Source organism: Pseudomonas sp. MIACH (genome assembly GCF_001269925.1).
Classification (GTDB): domain Bacteria; phylum Pseudomonadota; class Gammaproteobacteria; order Pseudomonadales; family Pseudomonadaceae; genus Aquipseudomonas.
Map to the genome: position 1 here is coordinate 51,595 of NZ_LHVO01000065.1, position 17,868 is coordinate 69,462.

Genomic DNA, 17,868 nt, shown 5'->3' on the forward strand with positions numbered 1-17,868 from the left:
CACCCTGTGTATCATCCTGTCTCTTTTTTCCATGCGACCTTTCTCGATTCGCTGAGCTTACTGGGCTACGTTTTTAAGCCACCTTCAGCGGTCAATGGAGTGACAGCCTATGCACGACACCCTCCAGCAGGTCTTTGGTTATCCACAGTTTCGTTTGGGCCAGGAAGAAACGGTCAGCGCCGTACTGGCTGGTCGTTCGGCTGCGGCCATTTTTCCTACGGGGTCGGGCAAGTCCCTGTGTTATCAGCTGTCGGCGGTGCTGCTGCCGCACCTGACGTTGGTGGTGTCGCCATTGTTGGCGTTGATGCAGGACCAATTGGGCTTCCTGCAACGCCACGGTATTTCGGCGGGCAGTATCGATTCGGCGCAAAGCCGCGAGGAGGCCAATGACGTGATGGCCCGTGCGCGTTCGGGCGAGTTGAAAATCCTGATGATTTCCGTGGAGCGTTTGAAGAACGAGCGCTTTCGCAACTTTCTGCAAAGTGTGCAGATCTCGCTGCTGGTGGTGGATGAGGCGCACTGTATTTCCGAGTGGGGCCACAACTTCCGTCCGGACTATTTGAAGCTGCCGGACTACCAGCGTCAGTTCAAGATCCCACAAGCGCTGCTGCTGACGGCTACGGCCACGCCCAAGGTGATTGCCGACATGCAGGCCAAGTTCGCCATTGCGCCGGACGACGTGGTCACCACGGGCTTCTACCGGCCCAACCTTAACCTGTTGGTGGAGCCGGTCGCCGGTGCGGACAAACGTCGTCGCCTGGTGCAGTGGATGAGCGAGCGGGCCAACCAGCCCAGCATCGTCTACGTCACCTTGCAGAAAACCGCCGAGCAGATTGCCGAGCATCTGAACCGCAACGGCATCCAGGCCGAGGCGTACCACGCCGGCTTGCCCCACGACAGGCGTGAGGGCATCCAGCAGCGCTTCATGGGTGGGCGCTCCAATTGCATCGTCGCCACCATCGCGTTCGGCATGGGCATCGACAAGAGTGACATCCGCAATGTGGTGCATTTTGACCTGCCTAAATCCATCGAGAACTACAGCCAGGAAATCGGGCGTGCGGGGCGTGATGGGCAGCCCTCGGACTGCCTCGTGCTGGCCAACCGCGACAGCCTCAATGTGCTGGAAAACTTCGTGTATGGCGATACGCCGGAGCAGGACGGTATCCGCCGTGTGCTGGAGGAACTACAGTCGGCGCGCAGTGAGGGGCAGTGGGAGTTCCTGCTGAGGTCGCTGTCGGACCACAGCAACATCCGTGAACTGCCACTGAAGACACTGCTGGTGCAATTGGAGCTCAAGGGCGTGATTGCGCCGCGCTATGCATTTTATGCCGAGTATCGCTTCAAGTACCTGGTCGAGCCCGAGGCCTTGCTGGCGCGTTTTTCCGGCGAGCGCCAACAGTTTGTCGCGGCGATCATCCAGGTGTGCAAGCGCGCAAAAACCTGGGCGACCGTGGATTTCGACGCGCTTTACCAGCAACACAATGCCGAGCGCAGCCGGGTGGTGAAGGCCCTGGATTACTTCCAGGAGCAAGGCCTGATCGAGTTGGAAAGCAAGCAGATGACCGAGGTCTACAGCCTGCTGGATACCGATTTTGATCCACAGGTGTTGAGCGTCGAGTTATACACAGGCTTCAAGCAGCACGAGGTGACGGAGGTGGCGCGGATTCACGCCATGCTTGATCTGTTCGCTACCAAGCATTGCCTGGGGCAGCGGCTGGCCGAGTACTTCGGCGATGAAAATGCACCGCAGCGCTGCGGGCACTGTTCTGTGTGCCACGGCCATGTCGCGCATTTGCCGGCGCCGCCGAGCCTGCCGCCGCTTGTGGATAAAAACTTCATGGGGCTGTGCGGTGATTTTATCCACAGGCATCATGAGCACACCGGCCAATTGCCGGGCGCTGAGCGGCTGACACGTTTCCTGGGCGGTATCAGCGTGCCGTTGTTTACCAAGTTGAAGGCGCGGGGGATTCCCGGTTTTGCTGCGCTGGAGGACTATCCCTACGCCGATGTGCGTGAGTGGGCCCAAGTCCATTTGAATGACCTGTAACCCTACTTTCATGAGACGTGCCCATGCCTGACTCAATGCCACAACGCGCCGATTACCGGCACTTCCAGCCAATCACCACGCGCTGGCACGACAACGATGTGTACGGCCATGTGAACAATGTCACCTACTACAGCTTCTTCGACACGGCGGTGAATACCTACCTGATCGAACAGGGTGGGTTGGACATTCATGACGGTGAAGTGGTGGGGTTCGTGGTGAGTTCGGCGTGCGATTACTTCGCGTCTATTGCCTTTCCCGACCGCCTGGAAATCGGCCTGCGAGTCGGCAAGTTGGGTAACAGCTCAGTGCAGTACGAGTTGGCTGTATTCAAGGCAGGCGAAGAGGAAGCCTGTGCGGCGGGGCGCTTTGTGCATGTGTTCGTGGATCGGGGGACGAACCAGCCGGTGACCATTCCGGGGATGTTGCGCGAGGCGTTGCAGCGGTTGGTGGTCTGACTTCGGCGTTGCAGGCACCACGGAACCCAATGTGGGAGGGGGCTTGCTCCCGATAGCGGTGGGTTAGCCAGTACACGGGTGGCTGACACTCTGCTATCGGGAGCAAGCCCCCTCCCACATTGGTTTTGCGCTGTTTTTTAGCGCTTAGCGGTGACGGTAGTGATGCTTGTTCTTGCGATGCCCGTAGGCATGGCCACGGCCGCGATGGTCATCGCGGTCATAACGGCGGTTATCACGACTACGACGATCATCGTCATCACTCTTGTTGCCCATGTAGTTGCCCAGCGCACCACCCGCGCCACCGCCGGCTGCTGAGCCGATCAGTGCACCGGTGCTGCCGCCGACACTGCGGCCCACCACGTTGCCGCCGGCTGCGCCCAGTGCGCCGCCAATGGCTGCTTCGCCGCGGCTGCGCTTATCGGCGCCGACCGCGCTACCACCTGCGCCACCGAGGGCTGCGCCGATGGTCGAACCGGTATTGCCGCCCAACTGCTGCCCGACAACCGAGCCTAGAACCCCGCCCAATGCGCCGCCCACACCGGCTTCGGTGGTGCCACCGGCCATGGCTGCGCCACTGACCAGGCCAAGGGACAACAAGAGAATCGAGGAGAACTTCATAGAGAGACCTCAAGAGGATGACGGCGCGATCCTGAGGCTGTATCGACATGGTTACAATAGAAATCCGACCAGTAACACGAGTTGTACACAATTCTCTAAGTTACTGTTTTAACTCCGGAACTTAAGTGGTTTTTGCGAGTCTTTAGCTACTTCGGAACGGCCGCTTTTATGCAAAAGCGGCCTTTTTTGTGCCCGGATTTTTACGACAATCAGCTTTGCAGCTTTTCTGTGGCGAGCGGGCTTGCCCCGCGTTGGGCTGCGAAGCAGTCCTATTAGGGCCGCCCCGGCGTGTCAGGCAAATCGCGGCGTCAGGTTTTGGGGCTGCTGCGCAGCCCAACGCGGGGCAAGCCCGCTCGCCACAATGAAAGCAGTCTGCCCGGTTCTTGTCAGGCTGAACGCGCCATGATCAGCCCATTGTCACTTGCAGCTTCCAAGCGGATCGCCACGAACTTCGACGTCGGTGTATGGCTGCCATCGCCGGTGCTTTCCAGCGGTACCAGCGGGTTCACTTCTGGGTAGTAAGCCGCAGCCTGCCCCGCCGGAATATCAAACGCCAACAAGGTGAAGCCCTTCACCCGACGCTCACGACCGTCTTCCCACAACGACACGATGTCGGCTTTCTGCCCCGGCTTGAAGCCCAGGCGGATGATGTCGGCTTCGTTGACGAACAGCACGTCACGCTGGCCTTTGACCCCGCGATAGCGGTCGTCCAAGCCATAAATGGTGGTGTTGTACTGATCGTGGGAGCGCATCGATTGCATGATCAGATCGGGTATACGGCCGGTGGCGTGGGTACGCTCGTGGATCAGGTCCTTGGGCAGGATGTTCGGGCGGAAGTTGGCACGGCCCGAAGGCGTGTTCCAGCGGCGTGCACCGGCGGAGTTGCCCAGGTAGAAACCACCAGGGTGTTTAAGGCGTTCGTTGAAATCCTTGAAGCCTGGAATGGTGTCGGCGATCAGGTCGCGAATGCGGCTGTAGTCGGCCACCAACCAGTTCCAGTCCACCGGTTTGCTGCCCAGGGTCGCGGCGGCGATGCCGGCGAGGATGGCCGGCTCCGACTTCATCAACTTCGACAGCGGCTGCAGTTGGCCGTTGGAGTCGTGGACCATGCTGAACGAGTCTTCCACCGTCACCGCTTGCGGGCCTTCGGCCTGGATGTCGATGTCGGTGCGGCCCAGGCACGGCAGGATCAGCGCGTCTTTACCGTGCATCAGGTGGCTGCGGTTGAGCTTGGTGCTGATCTGCACGGTCAGGTCGCAATTGCGCAGCGCTTCGAAGGTGCGCGGGCTGTCCGGGGTGGCTTGGGCGAAGTTGCCACCCAGGCCGATAAACACCTTGGAGCGGCCTTCGAGCATGGCGTGGATCGCTTCCACCACGTTGTGCCCGTTGGTACGCGGCACCTGGAACTGGAAACGCCGCTCCAGGGCGTCGAGGAATGCCACCGGTGGGCGTTCGTTGATGCCCATGGTGCGGTCGCCCTGCACGTTGCTGTGGCCACGCACCGGGCACAGGCCGGCGCCGGGGCGGCCGATGTTGCCGCGCAGCAGCATCAGGTTGGCGATTTCCTGGATAGTCGGCACCGAGTGGCGGTGCTGGGTGATACCCATCGCCCAGCACATGATCACGTTCTTGCCCTTGGCGTACATGCGCGCCGCTTGTTCGATCTCGATCAGCGGCAGGCCGGACTGGGCGACGATTTCATCCCACGAGGTATCGTCGATCTGGCCCAGGTAATCGAGCACGTTGGCGGTGTGTTCATTGAGGAAATCGTGGTCGAACACGGCTTCCTTGCCTTCGGCCTGAGCCTGGCGCTCCCACAGCAGCAGGAACTTGGCCATGCCGCGCAGGATGGCCATGTCGCCACCCAACGCTGGGCGGAAGTACGCGGTGTTGGTCGGCTTGTCGCCGTTGGTGAGCATTTCCAACGGGTGCTGCGGATGCTGGAAGCGTTCCAGGCCACGCTCTTTGAGTGGGTTGATACACGCCACCTGGGCGCCGCGCTTCACCGCTTCACGCAGCGGTTCGAGCATGCGTGGGTGGTTGGTGCCGGGGTTCTGGCCCCACACGAAAATCGCATCGGCATGTTCGAAGTCATCAAAGGTCACGGTGCCTTTGCCGACGCCCACGCTCTGCGCCAGGGCCACGCCGCTGGCCTCGTGGCACATGTTCGAGCAATCCGGGAAGTTGTTGGTGCCGTAGGCGCGCACGAACAGCTGGTACAGGTACGCCGCTTCGTTGCTGGCGCGGCCCGACGTGTAGAACTCAGCCATGTCCGGGCTGGGCAGGGCGTTGAGGTGCTTGCCGACCAGGTCGAAGGCCGCTTCCCAACTGATGGGGGTGTAGCGGTCGGTTTCAGCGTCGTAGCGCATTGGCTCGGTCAGGCGACCCTGGTATTCCAGCCAATAATCGCTTTGCTCCAGCAACGCGGTGACGCTGTGCTTGGCGAAGAATGCCGCATCGACACGGCGCTTGGTGGCTTCCCAGTTGACCGCCTTGGCGCCGTTCTCGCAGAACTTGACCATGCCGCTTTCCGGCGAGTCGCCCCAGGCGCAGCCCGGACAGTCGAAGCCGCCGTTCTGGTTGGTCTTGAGCATCATGCGCAGGTTTTTCAGCGCGTTGTCGCTGGTCAACCACGCCTGTGCCACGCTGATCAGCGCACCCCAGCCGCCAGCCGGGCCCTTGTAGGGCTTGTAGCGCGGGGTTGGGGTTTGGTCGGCTTGATGATGATTGCTCACGGCTGGTTCTCCATCGCAGGGCTGTAGACCCGCGGCGCACTTTTCTGCGGCAGGTGGATGAGATTGAGGTTATGCCGGCGGGCCCATTGCAGGGCCAGGCCGGTGGGCGACGACAGGCTGACCAGGGTCTGGATGCCCGCGCGCAGGACTTTCTGGATCAATTCGAGACTGCAACGGCTGGTGACAATCGCCAGGCCACCTTCGGTCGGGATCTGTTGGCGGATCAGCGCGCCGATCAACTTGTCGAGGGCGTTGTGCCGGCCGATGTCTTCACGGCCCATGAGCAATTCGCCCTGGTTATTCATGAACACGGCCGCATGCACCGCGCCGCTGTACTGGCCCAGGGGCTGGAACGCACTGATGCGCTGGCGCAGGCCGTCAAGCCATTCGGCAGGCGGCAAGGGCGCGCCGGGCAGCACTTGAAGGTCCGGCAGGGCCTGTTCTACTGCTTCCACTCCGCACAGGCCGCAGCCGCTGGTGCCCGCCAATTGGCGGCGCTGCTGCTTGAGGTTCCAGAACGCACGGCTGGAGATCTGTACCTGAGCGTATTGGGCCGAACCCGAACCGCTGAGTTTTAGATCATAAATGTCGCTAACGTCGCTGATAATGCCGCTGCCGATGCTGAATCCGACAATGAAGTCTTCAAGGTCGGTCGGCGTGACCAGCATCACCGCCTGGCTGATGTCGTTATAGGCAATCGCCAACGCCACTTCTTCCGCCAAGGCTGTGCTGGCGACTTCAGTGCGTTCAAGGTTGCAAAACTGGTAGCTCTGGCTGGCAACGGGCGCGGACGTTTCCGGAGCGGGCGCCGCGCAGACTGGGCGCTTGGCGTTCATGGGGCAATACCACCGGCGGATTGATCAGTGTTTAGACTAGGCGCGACAAAGCGTCGCGTCTAATTGCCAGTACTGATCTACCGATAGATGACGTCGATCAAGACTCTGTTTGCGATTTCTGAAACAGCGCGAAACACGCCTCCGCCAGCGCCGAGCGCGGCGCGCTGCGCCGCATGATCAGGCCCAGGCGCGCGAGCGTGTGGGCGTCTTCAATAGGTTGCAGGCGTAAGTGTTCGGTGAGGGCGTCCAGGCCACCGTCCAGCGGCATGACGGCGCAGCACAGTCCGCCATGCACAGCTTGTAACAACTGATGAACGGCGTCGGTTTGTAACAGTGGCTGCGGGTGCAGGCCCCGGCTGTGGAAGTTGTGGTCGATGGACTGACGGAAGTGCATGCCACTGGTGAGCATGCCCAGTGGCAGTTCGATCAATGCCTCCCAGCTCAGCGGTTTGTCGCCAAAGCTGAAATAGCGTTGGTCGTAGAGCAGGCCCATGCGGGTTTCGCCGAGGGCCAGGGAGTCGAAGCGCTCGTTGTCCAGGCGGTCGAGGTAGGACACGCCCAGGTCCAGGCGATTGCTCGCCAACTGTTCGAGAATCTGCTCGGAACTGAGGGCCGACAGCTCAAAGCGCAGGCTCGGATGTTCCTTGTGCAGTTGTTGCATCAACGCCAGCGGATCAAAACTCGACAGCGGCACCACACCCAGGCGCAGTGTCCCGACGAGGTTGCCACGACAGGCGGCGGCTTCGGCCTGCAAGCCGTCATAGGCCGCCAGCACCGTGCGTGCCCAGGCCAGTACTCGTTCGCCAGGGGCGGTAAAACCTTCGAAACGCTGGCCGCGATTGACCAGCGGCAAGTCCAGCTCTTCTTCAAGGCTGCGCAGACGCATCGACAGGGTTGGCTGGGTGATGTGGCAACGCGCCGCGGCCTGGCCGAAGTGACGGGTCTCGTCGAGGGCGATGAGGAATTTCAGCTGCTTGATGTCCATCTTCGCTCCAGGGCTTATTCCAATGGCGGGGGGATTCTAGCGCGTTTGGGTCTTTGGTCGGGCTGGAACCCAAGCGTTTAGGGTTGGTCTAGTCTTGGGCATCTGGAAATCAAACATCAAGGAGAGCGCACCATGAGTCTTTTGAGCTTTGTAAAGGAAGCCGGCGAGAAGTTGATCGATCTGTTGACGCCGGGTAATGCAAACGCCAGTGAGCAGTTGAAGGAACACGTGGCGAAGGTGGGTCTGGGTAATCCGAATGTGCAGACCACGGTGGATGGCGACAAAGTGACCGTAACCGGTGAAGTCGCGACCCAGGAAGAGAAAGAGAAGATTCTGCTGGCCCTGGGCAATATTGCCGGTGTGGCCAGTGTGGATGACCAGATCACCGTATCCGGCCCGGCGGTTGCCGCCGCCCGCTTCGTCGTGGTGAAAAAGGGCGACACCCTCAGCGCAATTTCCCTGACGGTGTATGGCAACGCCAATCTGTACAACAAGATCTTCGAGGCCAACAAGCCGCTGTTGTCCCATCCAGACAAGATTTACCCAGGGCAGACGCTGCGTATTCCTGAGTAATACACAAAGTAAAAATGTGGGAGGGGGCTTGCTCCCGATACCGGAGTGTCAGTCGACATCAAGGTGGCTGATGCACCGCTATCGGGAGCAAGCCCCCTCCCACATTTGATCAGAGCCCGGCAATGAGATCGCGGTAGTCACCGACTGCTGCAAATTCAGCCGTGTCCTTCGGCCCTTTTTTGCTGTCCGGTTCTTTCACCGCCAGCAAGTGCCCCACGCCAAACGCCTGGGCACTGCGCAGGATCGGCAGGGTATCGTCGATAAACAGGCTACGGGCCGGGTCGAATTGGATGTCGGCTTGCAAGGCATCCCAGAACTGTGGGTTTTCCTTGGCGAAACCGTAGTCGTGGGAGCTGATCAATCGCTCGAAATACGGCGCCAGTTCAATCCGTTCCAACTTCAATGACAGCGAATCACGATGAGCGTTGGTGATCAGGATCACGCGCTTGCCGGCCTGTTTGATCGCCGCCAGGAAGGTATCGGCATCCGGGCGCAGCGCAATCAGGTGGGCCGTCTCCAATTTGAGCTCGCGCACTGGAATGTTCAGCTCGGCGCTCCAGAAATCCAGGCAATACCATTGCAACTGTCCGGCGTTACGCTCGAACAGAGGCTGCAACTCCATCTCGGCCATGGCTCGGCTCACCCCGTGCAGCTCGGCGTAACGCTGGGGCAGGTGCTCCATCCAGAAGTGGTTGTCGTAATGCAGGTCGAGCAGGGTGCCGTCCATGTCCAGCAGGACAGTGTCGATGGCGTGCCAGGGCAAAGAGGGCATGGTGCGGTCTCATGTAAGTAAAGATATCCGACACAGACAATCGGAAAAGCCACGGTATAGTAACCCGATCACGCCAAGGAGCCGCTCATGCGCCAGAAACCCACCGTCCTCGCCCGCGAAATAGTCGCCAGTAGCCGTTTGTTCCGCGTGGAGGAAGTGCAATTGCGCTTTTCCAATGGCGTTGAACGGACCTACGAGCGCCTGGTGGGCCGTGGTGCCGGTTACGGCGCGGTGATGATCGTGGCGATGATCGACGAAGATCATGCGTTGCTGGTGGAAGAGTACTGCGGCGGCACCGATGAATATGAGCTGTCCTTGCCCAAGGGCCTGATCGAACCCGGCGAAGACGTGCTGGCGGCGGCCGACCGTGAACTCAAGGAAGAGGCTGGCTACGGCGCACGGCAGTTGGAACACATTACCGAGCTGTCGTTGTCCCCTGGCTACATGAGCCAGAAAATTCAGGTGGTGCTCGCCACCGAACTCTACGAAGAGCGCCTGGAAGGCGATGAGCCCGAGCCGATGCGCGTGGAGCGGGTCAACCTGCGCGAGCTGTCGCAGCTTGCGCAAAACGAGCAATTCAGCGAAGGCCGCGCCCTGGCCGCGCTGTATCTGGTACGAGATTTGTTGATTCAACGTGGAGCGTTTACCGCATGAGCGAACTGTTTTTAGGCCACCCGTTTATCGCCCCTGTGATCGAGCTGGCTCGCCAGGCGGGTGAAGTTATCCTCCCTTACTGGCGCGCCGATGTAGCGGTGACCTCCAAGGTCGACGACTCGCCGGTAACGGCCGCCGACCTGGCCGCTCACCACCTGATTCTCGCAGGCCTTACCGCACTGGACCCGAGCATTCCGGTGCTGTCTGAGGAAGATGCTGATATCGACCAGAGCGTGCGCGCCGGCTGGACGCGTTGGTGGTTAGTAGATCCGCTCGATGGCACCAAGGAATTTATCGCCGGCAGCGAAGAATTCACCGTCAATATCGCCCTGATCGAACAGGGCCGCGTGGTGTTTGGCGTGGTGTCCATGCCCACCAGTGGCCGTTGCTACTTCGGTGGCGCGGGGTTGGGGGCGTGGCGTTCGGATGTGAAAGAAGCGCCCAGGCAGATCCAGGTGCGTGAGGCGCCGGCAGTGGGTGAGGCGTTTACCGTGGTCGCCAGCCGTCGGCATACCAGCCCCGAGCAAGAGCGTTTGCTGGACGGTTTGAGCGAAGGGTTGGGGGAGTTGAAGCTGGCGAATATCGGCAGTTCGTTGAAGTTCTGCCTGTTGGCTGAAGGCAGCGCCGATTGCTACCCGCGCCTGGCGCCGACTTCGCAGTGGGATACGGCGGCGGCGCAGGGCGTGCTGGAAGGGGCAGGGGGCGAGGTGCTGGAGCTGAGTGGCGAGCCGTTCAGCTATCCGGCGCGGGCATCGCTGTTGAATCCGTTTTTCCTGGCGTTGCCGGCGAAGGCGGCGTGGCGTGAGCGCTTGTTGACCTTGGCCCGCTCTTAATACCTCAGCCGATCTAAATGTGGGAGGGGCGGTGCCCCTCCCACATTTTTTTGTGTATTGGCTTCTAGCGGTGCAGGACGTATTGGCCGGTAAACGTAACGGCCCGCTCTTCACTGCCCTCATTCACGATCCACGTGTCCAACGTCAACCGCGCCCGGCCATAGCGCTTGTACGTCGCTAAAAAGCGCTTCCACACCTTCTCCTCCGGCGCCGCGCAAATGGCGGTCGCGTCTTGCGTCACCGGCAGCGGATAACTGATCTGCCCTTCCTGAATCACGATATGCCCGTCTTCAATCCCTTCCTCGCGCAGTTGCAGGTGCATCCAGCCCCAACCGGCCAGCACCGCGCCGCAGTAGAGGCTGCCGCCGAACATGGTGCTTTTGTGGTTGATATTGGCTTGCAGGGGCAGGTGCAGCCGCACTTGCCCGTGTTGCCAGTCGACTACCTTGAGGCCCATTTCGCGGGTCAGGGGGATGTCTTGGTGGAGGATGGATTCCAGGTAACGGCTATCGCGGCTCATGGGGACCTCTGGGTGGGTGGGCAGGGTCATTCGTCGTCAGCACTTTGGTTGGCGAAGTTCAGGCCGTGCTTGCGCAGTTTGTCGTGCAGGGTCTTGCGTGGTACGCCGAGTGCTTCGGCAAGGCTGCGCATGGAGCTGTGGGGGCGGGTCAGTTCGGCGGCGATCAGGCTTTTCTCGAACTGCTCGACCTGCTCGCTCAAGCCGCCCGGCGTAGAAGTCAGCACGCCGCTGGCCGGACTGTCCGGTGTGTTGTCCAGCGCCAACTCCAGGCCCAACGCAAAGCGCTCGGCGGCGTTCTGCAATTCGCGCACATTGCCCGGCCAATTGTGACGTAACAGCAGCGCGCGTTGGCCCGGTTGCAACTCGTGCAACGGCAGGCCGTGGCGGCTGCTGGCTTCATCGGCAAAATGCTGGAACAGCATCAACGCATCCTCACCGCGTTCGCGCAGCGGCGGAATGCGCAGCGGCGCGACGTTGAGGCGGTAGTACAAGTCGGCGCGGAAACGGCCCTGGTCGGCAGACTGGCGCAGGTCTTCCTTGGTGGCGGCGATGATGCGGATATCCAGCGGGATCAACTGATTGCCGCCGAGGCGCTCGACCACGCGCTCCTGCAACAGGCGCAGCAGCTTGACCTGCACATCCAGGCTCATGCTCTCGATTTCATCCAGGAACAACGTGCCGCCATTGGCGAATTCGAATTTGCCGATGCGCCGCTTCTGCGCCCCGGTAAAGGCGCCGGGCTCATGGCCGAACAGCTCGCTTTCGACTACCGACTCGGCGAGGGCACCGGCGTTGATCGCGACGAACGGCCCGCTGCGCCGGCTCGACAGGTCGTGCAGCGCACGGGCCACCACTTCCTTGCCGGCGCCGGTTTCACCAAGGATCAGCACGTCGGCGCGGGTCGCAGCCAGGGCACCGATCTGCTCGCGCAGGCGCAGCATTTGCGGGGAGTGCCCAACAAGGCGCGTGCTCAACTGCTGGCGGTCACTCAGGGCCAGGCGCAGGCTGCGGTTGTCCAACACCAGGCGGCGCAGGGCCAGGGCACGGCGCACGCTGTCGAGCAGGGCATCGCTGGCGAAGGGTTTTTCGAGGAAGTCATACGCACCCGCGCGCATGGCCTGCACCGCCAACGGTACATCGCCATGGCCGGTGATCAGCAGCACCGGCAGGTCCGGATCCTGGCCGTGCAGCTCGGCCAGCAGCTCCAGGCCGTCCATGCCGGGCATGCGGATGTCGCTGACCACCACGCCCGGCCAATCCCGCGACAGGCGCGCGGTGAGGCCGGTGGCTTCGCCCAGGGTCAGGACTTTCAGCCCGGCCAGGTCCAGGGTCTGGCACAGGGCCTGACGCAAGTGTGGATCATCGTCGATCAACACCACCTGAATCTGGTTATCGATACTCATACACTGCGGTCCTCGGACGGTTGCAGACTGACGCCCGGTGAGCCGGCGCGCAATTTCAGGGTTAACAGCGCGCCGCCTTCCTTGTGGTTGGCAAACAGCAGTTCGCCGCCAAAGGCACGCATCAGGGTTTCACAGATCGCCAGGCCCAGGCCCAAGCCTTGGGTGCGCGTCTTGGTGGTGTAGAACGGTTCGCTGGCGCGGCCCAACGCTTCCATGCAAAAGCCCGGGCCATTGTCGCGAATGTACAGGTTGACGCCCTGGGCGGTGGTTTCGGCACTGAGCCACAGTTTGCGCGGCGGGCCTTTTTCGGTAAGGGCGTCGAGGGCGTTGGCCAGCAGGTTGCCCAGCACCTGGCGCAAGCGGGTTTCGCCGGCCTGCACCCACAGCGTCGCTTCCGGCAAATCGCGGATCAGCTCGACTTCCATCGACCGCCGCCGCTTGGCCAGCAAGGCCAGCGCATCGTCCAGCGCCGGTTGCAGGGCCACGCTCTCCGGGGCATGGCGATCGCGCCGGGCAAAGGCGCGCAGGTGGGCGATGATCGAGGCCATGCGCCCGGTCAGTTCGCTGATCAGCTTGAGATTGCCCCGGGCATCGCTGGTGCGCTCGTGGTCGAGCAGGATCTCGGCGTTTTCCGCATAGCTGCGGATCGCCGCCAGGGGTTGGTTGAGTTCGTGGCTGATACTTGCCGACATGGTGCCCAGCGCTGACAGCTTGCCGGCCTGCACCAAGTCATCCTGGGCGCGCACCAGTTCCTGCTGGGCGTGTTCGCGCTCCAGCACCTCCTGTTTGAGGCGACGGTTGAGGCCTTCCAGATCGCTGGTCCGTTCGACCACGCGCATCTCCAGCTCGCGGCGCGCCTTGGCTTCGAAAGCGATACGCTCCAGATAGTGGCGACGGCGCTGCATCAACAGCCCCAACAGCAGCATCAACACCAGCAACGTAGCGCCGCCCACCGCGACCACCGTGCGCACCGGGCGGCTGATCAAGGATTGCGGTGCCAGGATTTCCACATTCCAGCCGGTCTCGGCGATGGCGGTGGATTGGCGTAGCCACGCGCTGTTGCTCAGGGTCAGCGGCTGCGGGTCACGTGTGGGGTAGGGCTGGATGGCAATGATGGCCTGGCGTTCTTCGGCGGTCAGCGGCCGGGTGGCACGGAAGCGCCATTGCGGGCGCGACGTGAGGATCACCACGCCGTTGTGATCGGTGACCAGCAGTTGCTCGGGCGTGTTGCCCCACAGGCTTTCGGTGTGGTCCAGGTCGACCTTGACCACCAGGACGCCGATTATTTTGTCGCCATCGCGCACGGCGGCGGCGAAGAAATAGCCACGCTTGGCCGAGGTGGTGCCCAGCCCGAAAAACCGCCCCAGGCGCCCGGCCATGGCTTCGCTGAAATAGGGCCGGAACGAGAAGTTGCGGCCGACGAAACTGTCCTGCTTGTCCCAATTGGACGCGGCGAGGGTCTTGCCGGTGGTGTCCATCAAATACATCACTTCCACCCCGGCCTGGGCGGCGACGTCCTTTAGCAGCATGTTGGCGTTGACCAGGTTGGTGCTGACCTGCGGTGCGCCCAGTGCCGTGCGCAAGGCCGGCAAGTCGCCGAGGATCTGCGGCAGCACTTCATAGCGATGCAGGGTGCCCAGCAGGTTGGCGACGTACAGGTCGAGGGTCTGGCGGTTTTGTCCGGCCAGTTCGCTGCGATAGTAGCGCTCGGCCAAGTGCTCCAGCGGCCACAGCAGCGGTGCCAGGCACAAGGCCAACAGGGCGAGGCTGCGCCAGCGGGGTCTTCGCGGAAGGGGTGGAGTCATGGGAGTCTTGCGCCTATGGGTACAGGCGCATTATGCCTAGTGCTGCCCGGCAAGACACTCGCGCAATGCGTCTTGCCACAGCGGCTGACTGACGTGCCATTGCTGGCGCAGGTGGCTGCAGTCGAGGCGTGAGTTCAGCGGGCGCCGGGCGGGCGTCGGATAGGCGCTGGAAGGGATCGCCTCCAGTTCGGCACAGGCGCGGCCGCTGGCGCGCAGATGCTCGCCAATCGCTTGGGCAAAGCCGAACCACGAGGTTTCACCCTCGGCGCTCAGGTGATAGATGCCCCATTCCCCGGCCTTGCCAGCCTGCCAACGCTCGATCAGGGCCCGCGTACTGCCGGCAATGGTCCCGGCCCATGTCGGCGCGCCGATCTGGTCGGCGACGATGCGCAGGTGGGGTTTCTCTTGCAGCAGACGCTGCATGGTCAGCAGGAAGTTCTTGCCGTGGTTGGAGTAGACCCAACTGGTGCGCAGGATCAGGTACTGGCCTCCCACTGCGGCAATCGCCTGCTCCCCGGCCAGCTTGCTCTGACCGTATACACCCAGCGGATTTGGCGCGTCGGCTTCGGTGTAGGGCGCAGGCTTGCTGCCGTCGAACACGTAGTCGGTGGAGTAGTGGATCAACGGGATGCCCAGGGCCTTGGCTTCCTCGGCAAGAATACCGGGGGCGATGGCGTTGATGGCGAAGGCGAGGGCCGGTTCGCTTTCGGCTTGATCGACAGCCGTGTGGGCGGCGGCGTTGATGATCAGGTCGGGACGGTGCGCACGCACCTGCTGGCGGATGTGCTCGGCGTTGGCCAGGTCGAGTTGCTCGCGGCCGAGCACAATCAGTTCGCCCAGGCCCTGAAGCTGCTGTTGCAGGGCCTGGGAGACTTGGCCATGTTGGCCGGTGATCAGGATCTTTAAAGGGCTCGTCATGGGAACAGATCGGCGTCCATCAGCAGTTTTCCAGCCTGGTCCTTGGCGGACAGTTGCGGCGGTTCGCTCAGTTCCCAGTCGATGGCCAGCGTCGGGTCGTTCCACAGGATGCTGCGTTCCGCGCTTGGCTGATAGTAGTCGGTGGTCTTGTACAGGAACTCGGCGGAATCGCTCAACACCACAAAACCATGGGCAAAGCCTTCCGGTATCCACAACTGCCGATGATTCTGCGCCGACAGACGCACGCCCACCCATCGGCCGAAGTTCGGCGAACTGCGGCGAATATCCACAGCCACGTCCAACACTTCACCGGCGGTCACCCGCACCAGTTTGCCCTGGGTGTGCTGCAGTTGGTAATGCAGGCCCCGCAGCACGCCTTTTAGTGAGCGCGAATGGTTGTCCTGGACAAACTCGCGCTTGAGCCCGGTGGCCTCTGCAAACGCGCGAGCATTGAAGCTTTCGTAGAAAAAGCCGCGCTCGTCACCGAACACCTTGGGCTCGATGATCATTACGCCGGGAAGCGAGGTGTCAACGACGTTCACCGGTCTTCTCCAGCCAGGCTGTAGAGGTATTGGCCATAGCCGGTTTTGCCGAAGTATTTGGCACGTTCGAGCAGATGGTCGCGGTCGATCCAGCCGTTGCCGTAGGCGATTTCTTCGAGGCACGCCACTTTGAGGCCCTGACGGTGTTCGATGGTCTGCACGTACTGTGAGGCTTCCAGCAAGCTGTCGTGGGTGCCGGTGTCCAGCCAGGCGAACCCTCGACCAAAGCGCTCCACCTGCAAGTCACCGCGCTTCAAATAGGCGTTGTTGACGTCGGTGATTTCCAGTTCGCCACGGGCTGAAGGTTTGACGGACTTGGCGATGCTGATCACGTCGTTGTCGTAGAAATACAGGCCGGTGACGGCATAGCTTGATTTGGGCGTGGTCGGTTTTTCTTCGATGGACAGGGCGCGGCCTTCGCTGTCGAAGTCGATCACGCCGAAGCGCTGCGGATCCTTGACCCAATAGCCAAATACCGTGGCGCCTTTGCCGCGCTTGACCGCTGCATGCAACTGCTCGCTGAAACGCTGGCCGTGGAAAATGTTGTCGCCCAGGATCAGGCACACAGGGTTGTTGCCGATGAACTGTTCGCCAATCAGAAAAGCCTGTGCCAAGCCGTCCGGCTGCGGTTGTTCGGCGTAGCTGAAGCTGACGCCAAACTGGCTGCCATCGCCCAGCAGGTTGCGGTATTGGGGCAAGTCCGCGGGGGTGGATATCACCAGGATCTCTCTGATGCCGGCCAGCATCAGCACCGAGATCGGGTAATAGATCATCGGCTTGTCATACACCGGTAGAAGTTGCTTGGACACACCCAGGGTGATGGGGTGCAGGCGCGTGCCGGAGCCACCGGCCAATACGATTCCTTTCATCATGCAATCAGATCCCTCATGTCGGTATTGCCCAATCGTTCACCCTGATAACTGCCGTCCTGGACCCTGCGGCACCATTCCAGGTTATCGAGGTACCACTGCACGGTTTTGCGCAGCCCGGTTGCAAAGGTTTCTTCGGGTACCCAGTGCAGCTCGCGTTCGATCTTGCTGGCATCGATCGCGTAGCGTTGGTCGTGGCCTGGCCGGTCTTTAACGAACGTGATCAGGTCGGTGTACTTCTCCACGCCGTGGGGATGCTGCGGTGCCAGTTCCTCCAGCAGCGTGCAGATGCTGCGCACCACGTCGATATTCTTCTGCTCATTGTGGCCGCCGATGTTGTAGGTCTCGCCGACCACGCCTTGTGTCACGACGGTGAGCAGTGCCCGCGCATGGTCTTCGACAAACAACCAGTCGCGCACTTGCAAACCATCACCATAGACCGGCAATGGCTTGCCCGCGAGGGCGTTGAGGATGACCAGCGGGATCAACTTCTCGGGGAAGTGGAAGGGGCCGTAGTTGTTGGAGCAGTTGGTCAGCAGCACGGGCAGGCCGTACGTGCGTTGCCAGGCGCGGACCAGATGGTCGGACGCGGCTTTGCTGGCCGAGTACGGCGAGCTGGGCGCGTAGGGCGTGGTTTCGGTGAACAAGTCGTCCACGCCGTGGAGGTCGCCGTACACTTCGTCGGTAGAAATATGGTGGAAGCGAAACCCACGTTTGTCTGGCTCGGCGAGTGTTTGCCAATAGCCACGGGCGGCCTCCAGCAGGCTGTAGGTGCCGACGATATTGGTCTGGATAAAATCCGACGGACCGTCAATCGAACGGTCGACATGGGACTCTGCGGCCAGGTGCATGATCGCCTGTGGCTCAAAGCGCGCGAGCACGGCGCTGACGGTGGGCTGGTCGATGATGTCGGCCTGGACGAATTCATAGCGGCTGTTGGACGCGATGCTGGTCAGCGATTCCAGGTTGCCGGCGTAGGTGAGTTTGTCCAGGTTGAGCACTTCGTGCTCGGTGTGCTGAATGAGATGACGTATCAAGGCAGAACCGATAAAACCGGCGCCACCGGTAATGAGAATGCGCATGTCGGGGGCCCTTTCCTTAGACTGGCGTTTAGCGAGTGCAGCATAGCCTGTGTTGTGGCGCTGGACAGCATTACGGCTTTGCGGGCACGTCGCAGTCATTGGGCAGCCAGCAAAACCTCAATTACAAAGTCGACAGCACTCGCGGCCAGTTTGTTCTGAACAATCTGCCACGGCGATTACGCTGCGCTAGAGTTGCAGGCCCAGAACGCTGCCGTCGATTG

Annotated in this window: 17 protein-coding genes and 1 pseudogene; 6 read left to right on the plus strand and 12 right to left on the minus strand. The window is 61.6% G+C overall.

Annotation, left to right across the window (positions count from 1 at the left end; all coding sequences use genetic code 11):
- The first annotated feature begins 109 nt into the window (after positions 1–109).
- Together AD670_RS29220 and AD670_RS29225 are read left to right on the plus strand one after the other, a co-directional pair.
- A complete protein-coding gene (locus tag AD670_RS29220; RefSeq protein ID WP_053140308.1) occupies positions 110–2,047 on the plus strand; it encodes an ATP-dependent DNA helicase RecQ in 1,938 nt (645 codons plus the stop codon).
- Between the two features lie 23 nt (positions 2,048–2,070).
- On the plus strand, positions 2,071–2,502 hold the full coding sequence (locus tag AD670_RS29225; RefSeq protein ID WP_053140311.1) for a thioesterase family protein: 432 nt from the start codon (positions 2,071–2,073) through the stop codon (positions 2,500–2,502).
- Positions 2,503–2,646: 144 nt separating this feature from the next.
- On the opposite strand, the gene AD670_RS29230 is transcribed toward AD670_RS29225, so the two are convergent.
- From AD670_RS29230 to AD670_RS29245, 4 genes are all read right to left on the minus strand, one after another.
- On the minus strand, positions 2,647–3,120 hold the full coding sequence (locus AD670_RS29230) for a glycine zipper domain-containing protein (RefSeq protein WP_053140314.1): 474 nt from the start codon (positions 3,118–3,120) through the stop codon (positions 2,647–2,649).
- A 386-nt stretch (positions 3,121–3,506) separates the two neighbouring features.
- The gene (locus tag AD670_RS29235) at positions 3,507–5,855 is read right to left on the minus strand and encodes an FdhF/YdeP family oxidoreductase (RefSeq protein ID WP_053140316.1); all 2,349 of its coding nucleotides are present in this window, start codon (positions 5,853–5,855) and stop codon (positions 3,507–3,509) included.
- Positions 5,852–6,691: a formate dehydrogenase accessory sulfurtransferase FdhD gene (gene fdhD, locus AD670_RS29240; protein WP_053140319.1), complete on the minus strand. Its 840-nt coding sequence runs from the start codon at positions 6,689–6,691 to the stop codon at positions 5,852–5,854. Before fdhD ends, AD670_RS29235 begins: the two co-directional genes overlap by 4 nt.
- A gap of 97 nt (positions 6,692–6,788) precedes the next feature.
- Complete coding sequence (locus tag AD670_RS29245) at positions 6,789–7,676, minus strand: LysR family transcriptional regulator (RefSeq protein ID WP_048725293.1); 888 nt, start codon at positions 7,674–7,676, stop codon at positions 6,789–6,791.
- A gap of 132 nt (positions 7,677–7,808) precedes the next feature.
- On the opposite strand from AD670_RS29245, the gene lysM reads away from it, so the two are divergent.
- Positions 7,809–8,249 (plus strand): peptidoglycan-binding protein LysM, encoded by a 441-nt coding sequence (gene lysM / locus AD670_RS29250; RefSeq protein WP_053140321.1) that lies wholly within the window; start codon positions 7,809–7,811, stop codon positions 8,247–8,249.
- Between the two features lie 109 nt (positions 8,250–8,358).
- On the opposite strand, the gene yrfG is transcribed toward lysM, so the two are convergent.
- Positions 8,359–9,021 (minus strand): GMP/IMP nucleotidase, encoded by a 663-nt coding sequence (yrfG, locus tag AD670_RS29255; protein WP_053140324.1) that lies wholly within the window; start codon positions 9,019–9,021, stop codon positions 8,359–8,361.
- A gap of 87 nt (positions 9,022–9,108) precedes the next feature.
- On the opposite strand from yrfG, the gene nudE reads away from it, so the two are divergent.
- Both nudE and cysQ read left to right on the plus strand, forming a co-directional pair.
- Positions 9,109–9,675 carry an ADP compounds hydrolase NudE gene (gene nudE / locus AD670_RS29260; protein WP_053140327.1) on the plus strand — a complete coding sequence of 189 codons (567 nt, stop codon included), beginning with the start codon at positions 9,109–9,111 and terminating at the stop codon, positions 9,673–9,675.
- A complete protein-coding gene (gene cysQ / locus AD670_RS29265) occupies positions 9,672–10,508 on the plus strand; it encodes a 3'(2'),5'-bisphosphate nucleotidase CysQ (protein WP_053140332.1) in 837 nt (278 codons plus the stop codon). The genes nudE and cysQ overlap by 4 nt, the downstream gene beginning before the upstream one ends.
- A gap of 64 nt (positions 10,509–10,572) precedes the next feature.
- Here the strand turns inward: cysQ and AD670_RS29270 are convergent, their stop codons facing one another.
- From AD670_RS29270 to rfbB, 7 genes are read right to left on the minus strand one after another with little or no spacing between them, the layout of a single operon-like run.
- The gene (locus tag AD670_RS29270) at positions 10,573–11,028 is read right to left on the minus strand and encodes a YiiD C-terminal domain-containing protein (RefSeq protein WP_053140333.1); all 456 of its coding nucleotides are present in this window, start codon (positions 11,026–11,028) and stop codon (positions 10,573–10,575) included.
- A 26-nt stretch (positions 11,029–11,054) separates the two neighbouring features.
- The gene (locus AD670_RS29275) at positions 11,055–12,431 is read right to left on the minus strand and encodes a sigma-54 dependent transcriptional regulator (protein WP_053140336.1); all 1,377 of its coding nucleotides are present in this window, start codon (positions 12,429–12,431) and stop codon (positions 11,055–11,057) included.
- On the minus strand, positions 12,428–14,236 hold the full coding sequence (locus tag AD670_RS29280) for an ATP-binding protein (RefSeq protein WP_053140339.1): 1,809 nt from the start codon (positions 14,234–14,236) through the stop codon (positions 12,428–12,430). The genes AD670_RS29275 and AD670_RS29280 overlap by 4 nt, the downstream gene beginning before the upstream one ends.
- 36 nt (positions 14,237–14,272) lie before the next feature.
- Complete coding sequence (gene rfbD / locus AD670_RS29285; RefSeq protein ID WP_053140343.1) at positions 14,273–15,154, minus strand: dTDP-4-dehydrorhamnose reductase; 882 nt, start codon at positions 15,152–15,154, stop codon at positions 14,273–14,275.
- Positions 15,151–15,696, minus strand: coding sequence for a dTDP-4-dehydrorhamnose 3,5-epimerase (gene rfbC / locus AD670_RS29290; RefSeq protein ID WP_053140347.1), 546 nt, complete (start codon positions 15,694–15,696; stop codon positions 15,151–15,153). The genes rfbD and rfbC overlap by 4 nt, the downstream gene beginning before the upstream one ends.
- Positions 15,693–16,568 carry a glucose-1-phosphate thymidylyltransferase RfbA gene (gene rfbA, locus AD670_RS29295; protein ID WP_053140351.1) on the minus strand — a complete coding sequence of 292 codons (876 nt, stop codon included), beginning with the start codon at positions 16,566–16,568 and terminating at the stop codon, positions 15,693–15,695. The genes rfbC and rfbA overlap by 4 nt, the downstream gene beginning before the upstream one ends.
- Positions 16,565–17,647, minus strand: a complete 1,083-nt coding sequence (gene rfbB / locus AD670_RS29300; protein ID WP_053140354.1) for a dTDP-glucose 4,6-dehydratase — start codon at positions 17,645–17,647, stop codon at positions 16,565–16,567. The genes rfbA and rfbB overlap by 4 nt, the downstream gene beginning before the upstream one ends.
- 35 nt (positions 17,648–17,682) lie before the next feature.
- On the opposite strand from rfbB, the pseudogene AD670_RS32120 reads away from it, so the two are divergent.
- Positions 17,683–17,863, plus strand: a pseudogene (locus tag AD670_RS32120) (hypothetical protein); the annotation flags it as partial.
- Positions 17,864–17,868: the final 5 nt, after the last annotated feature.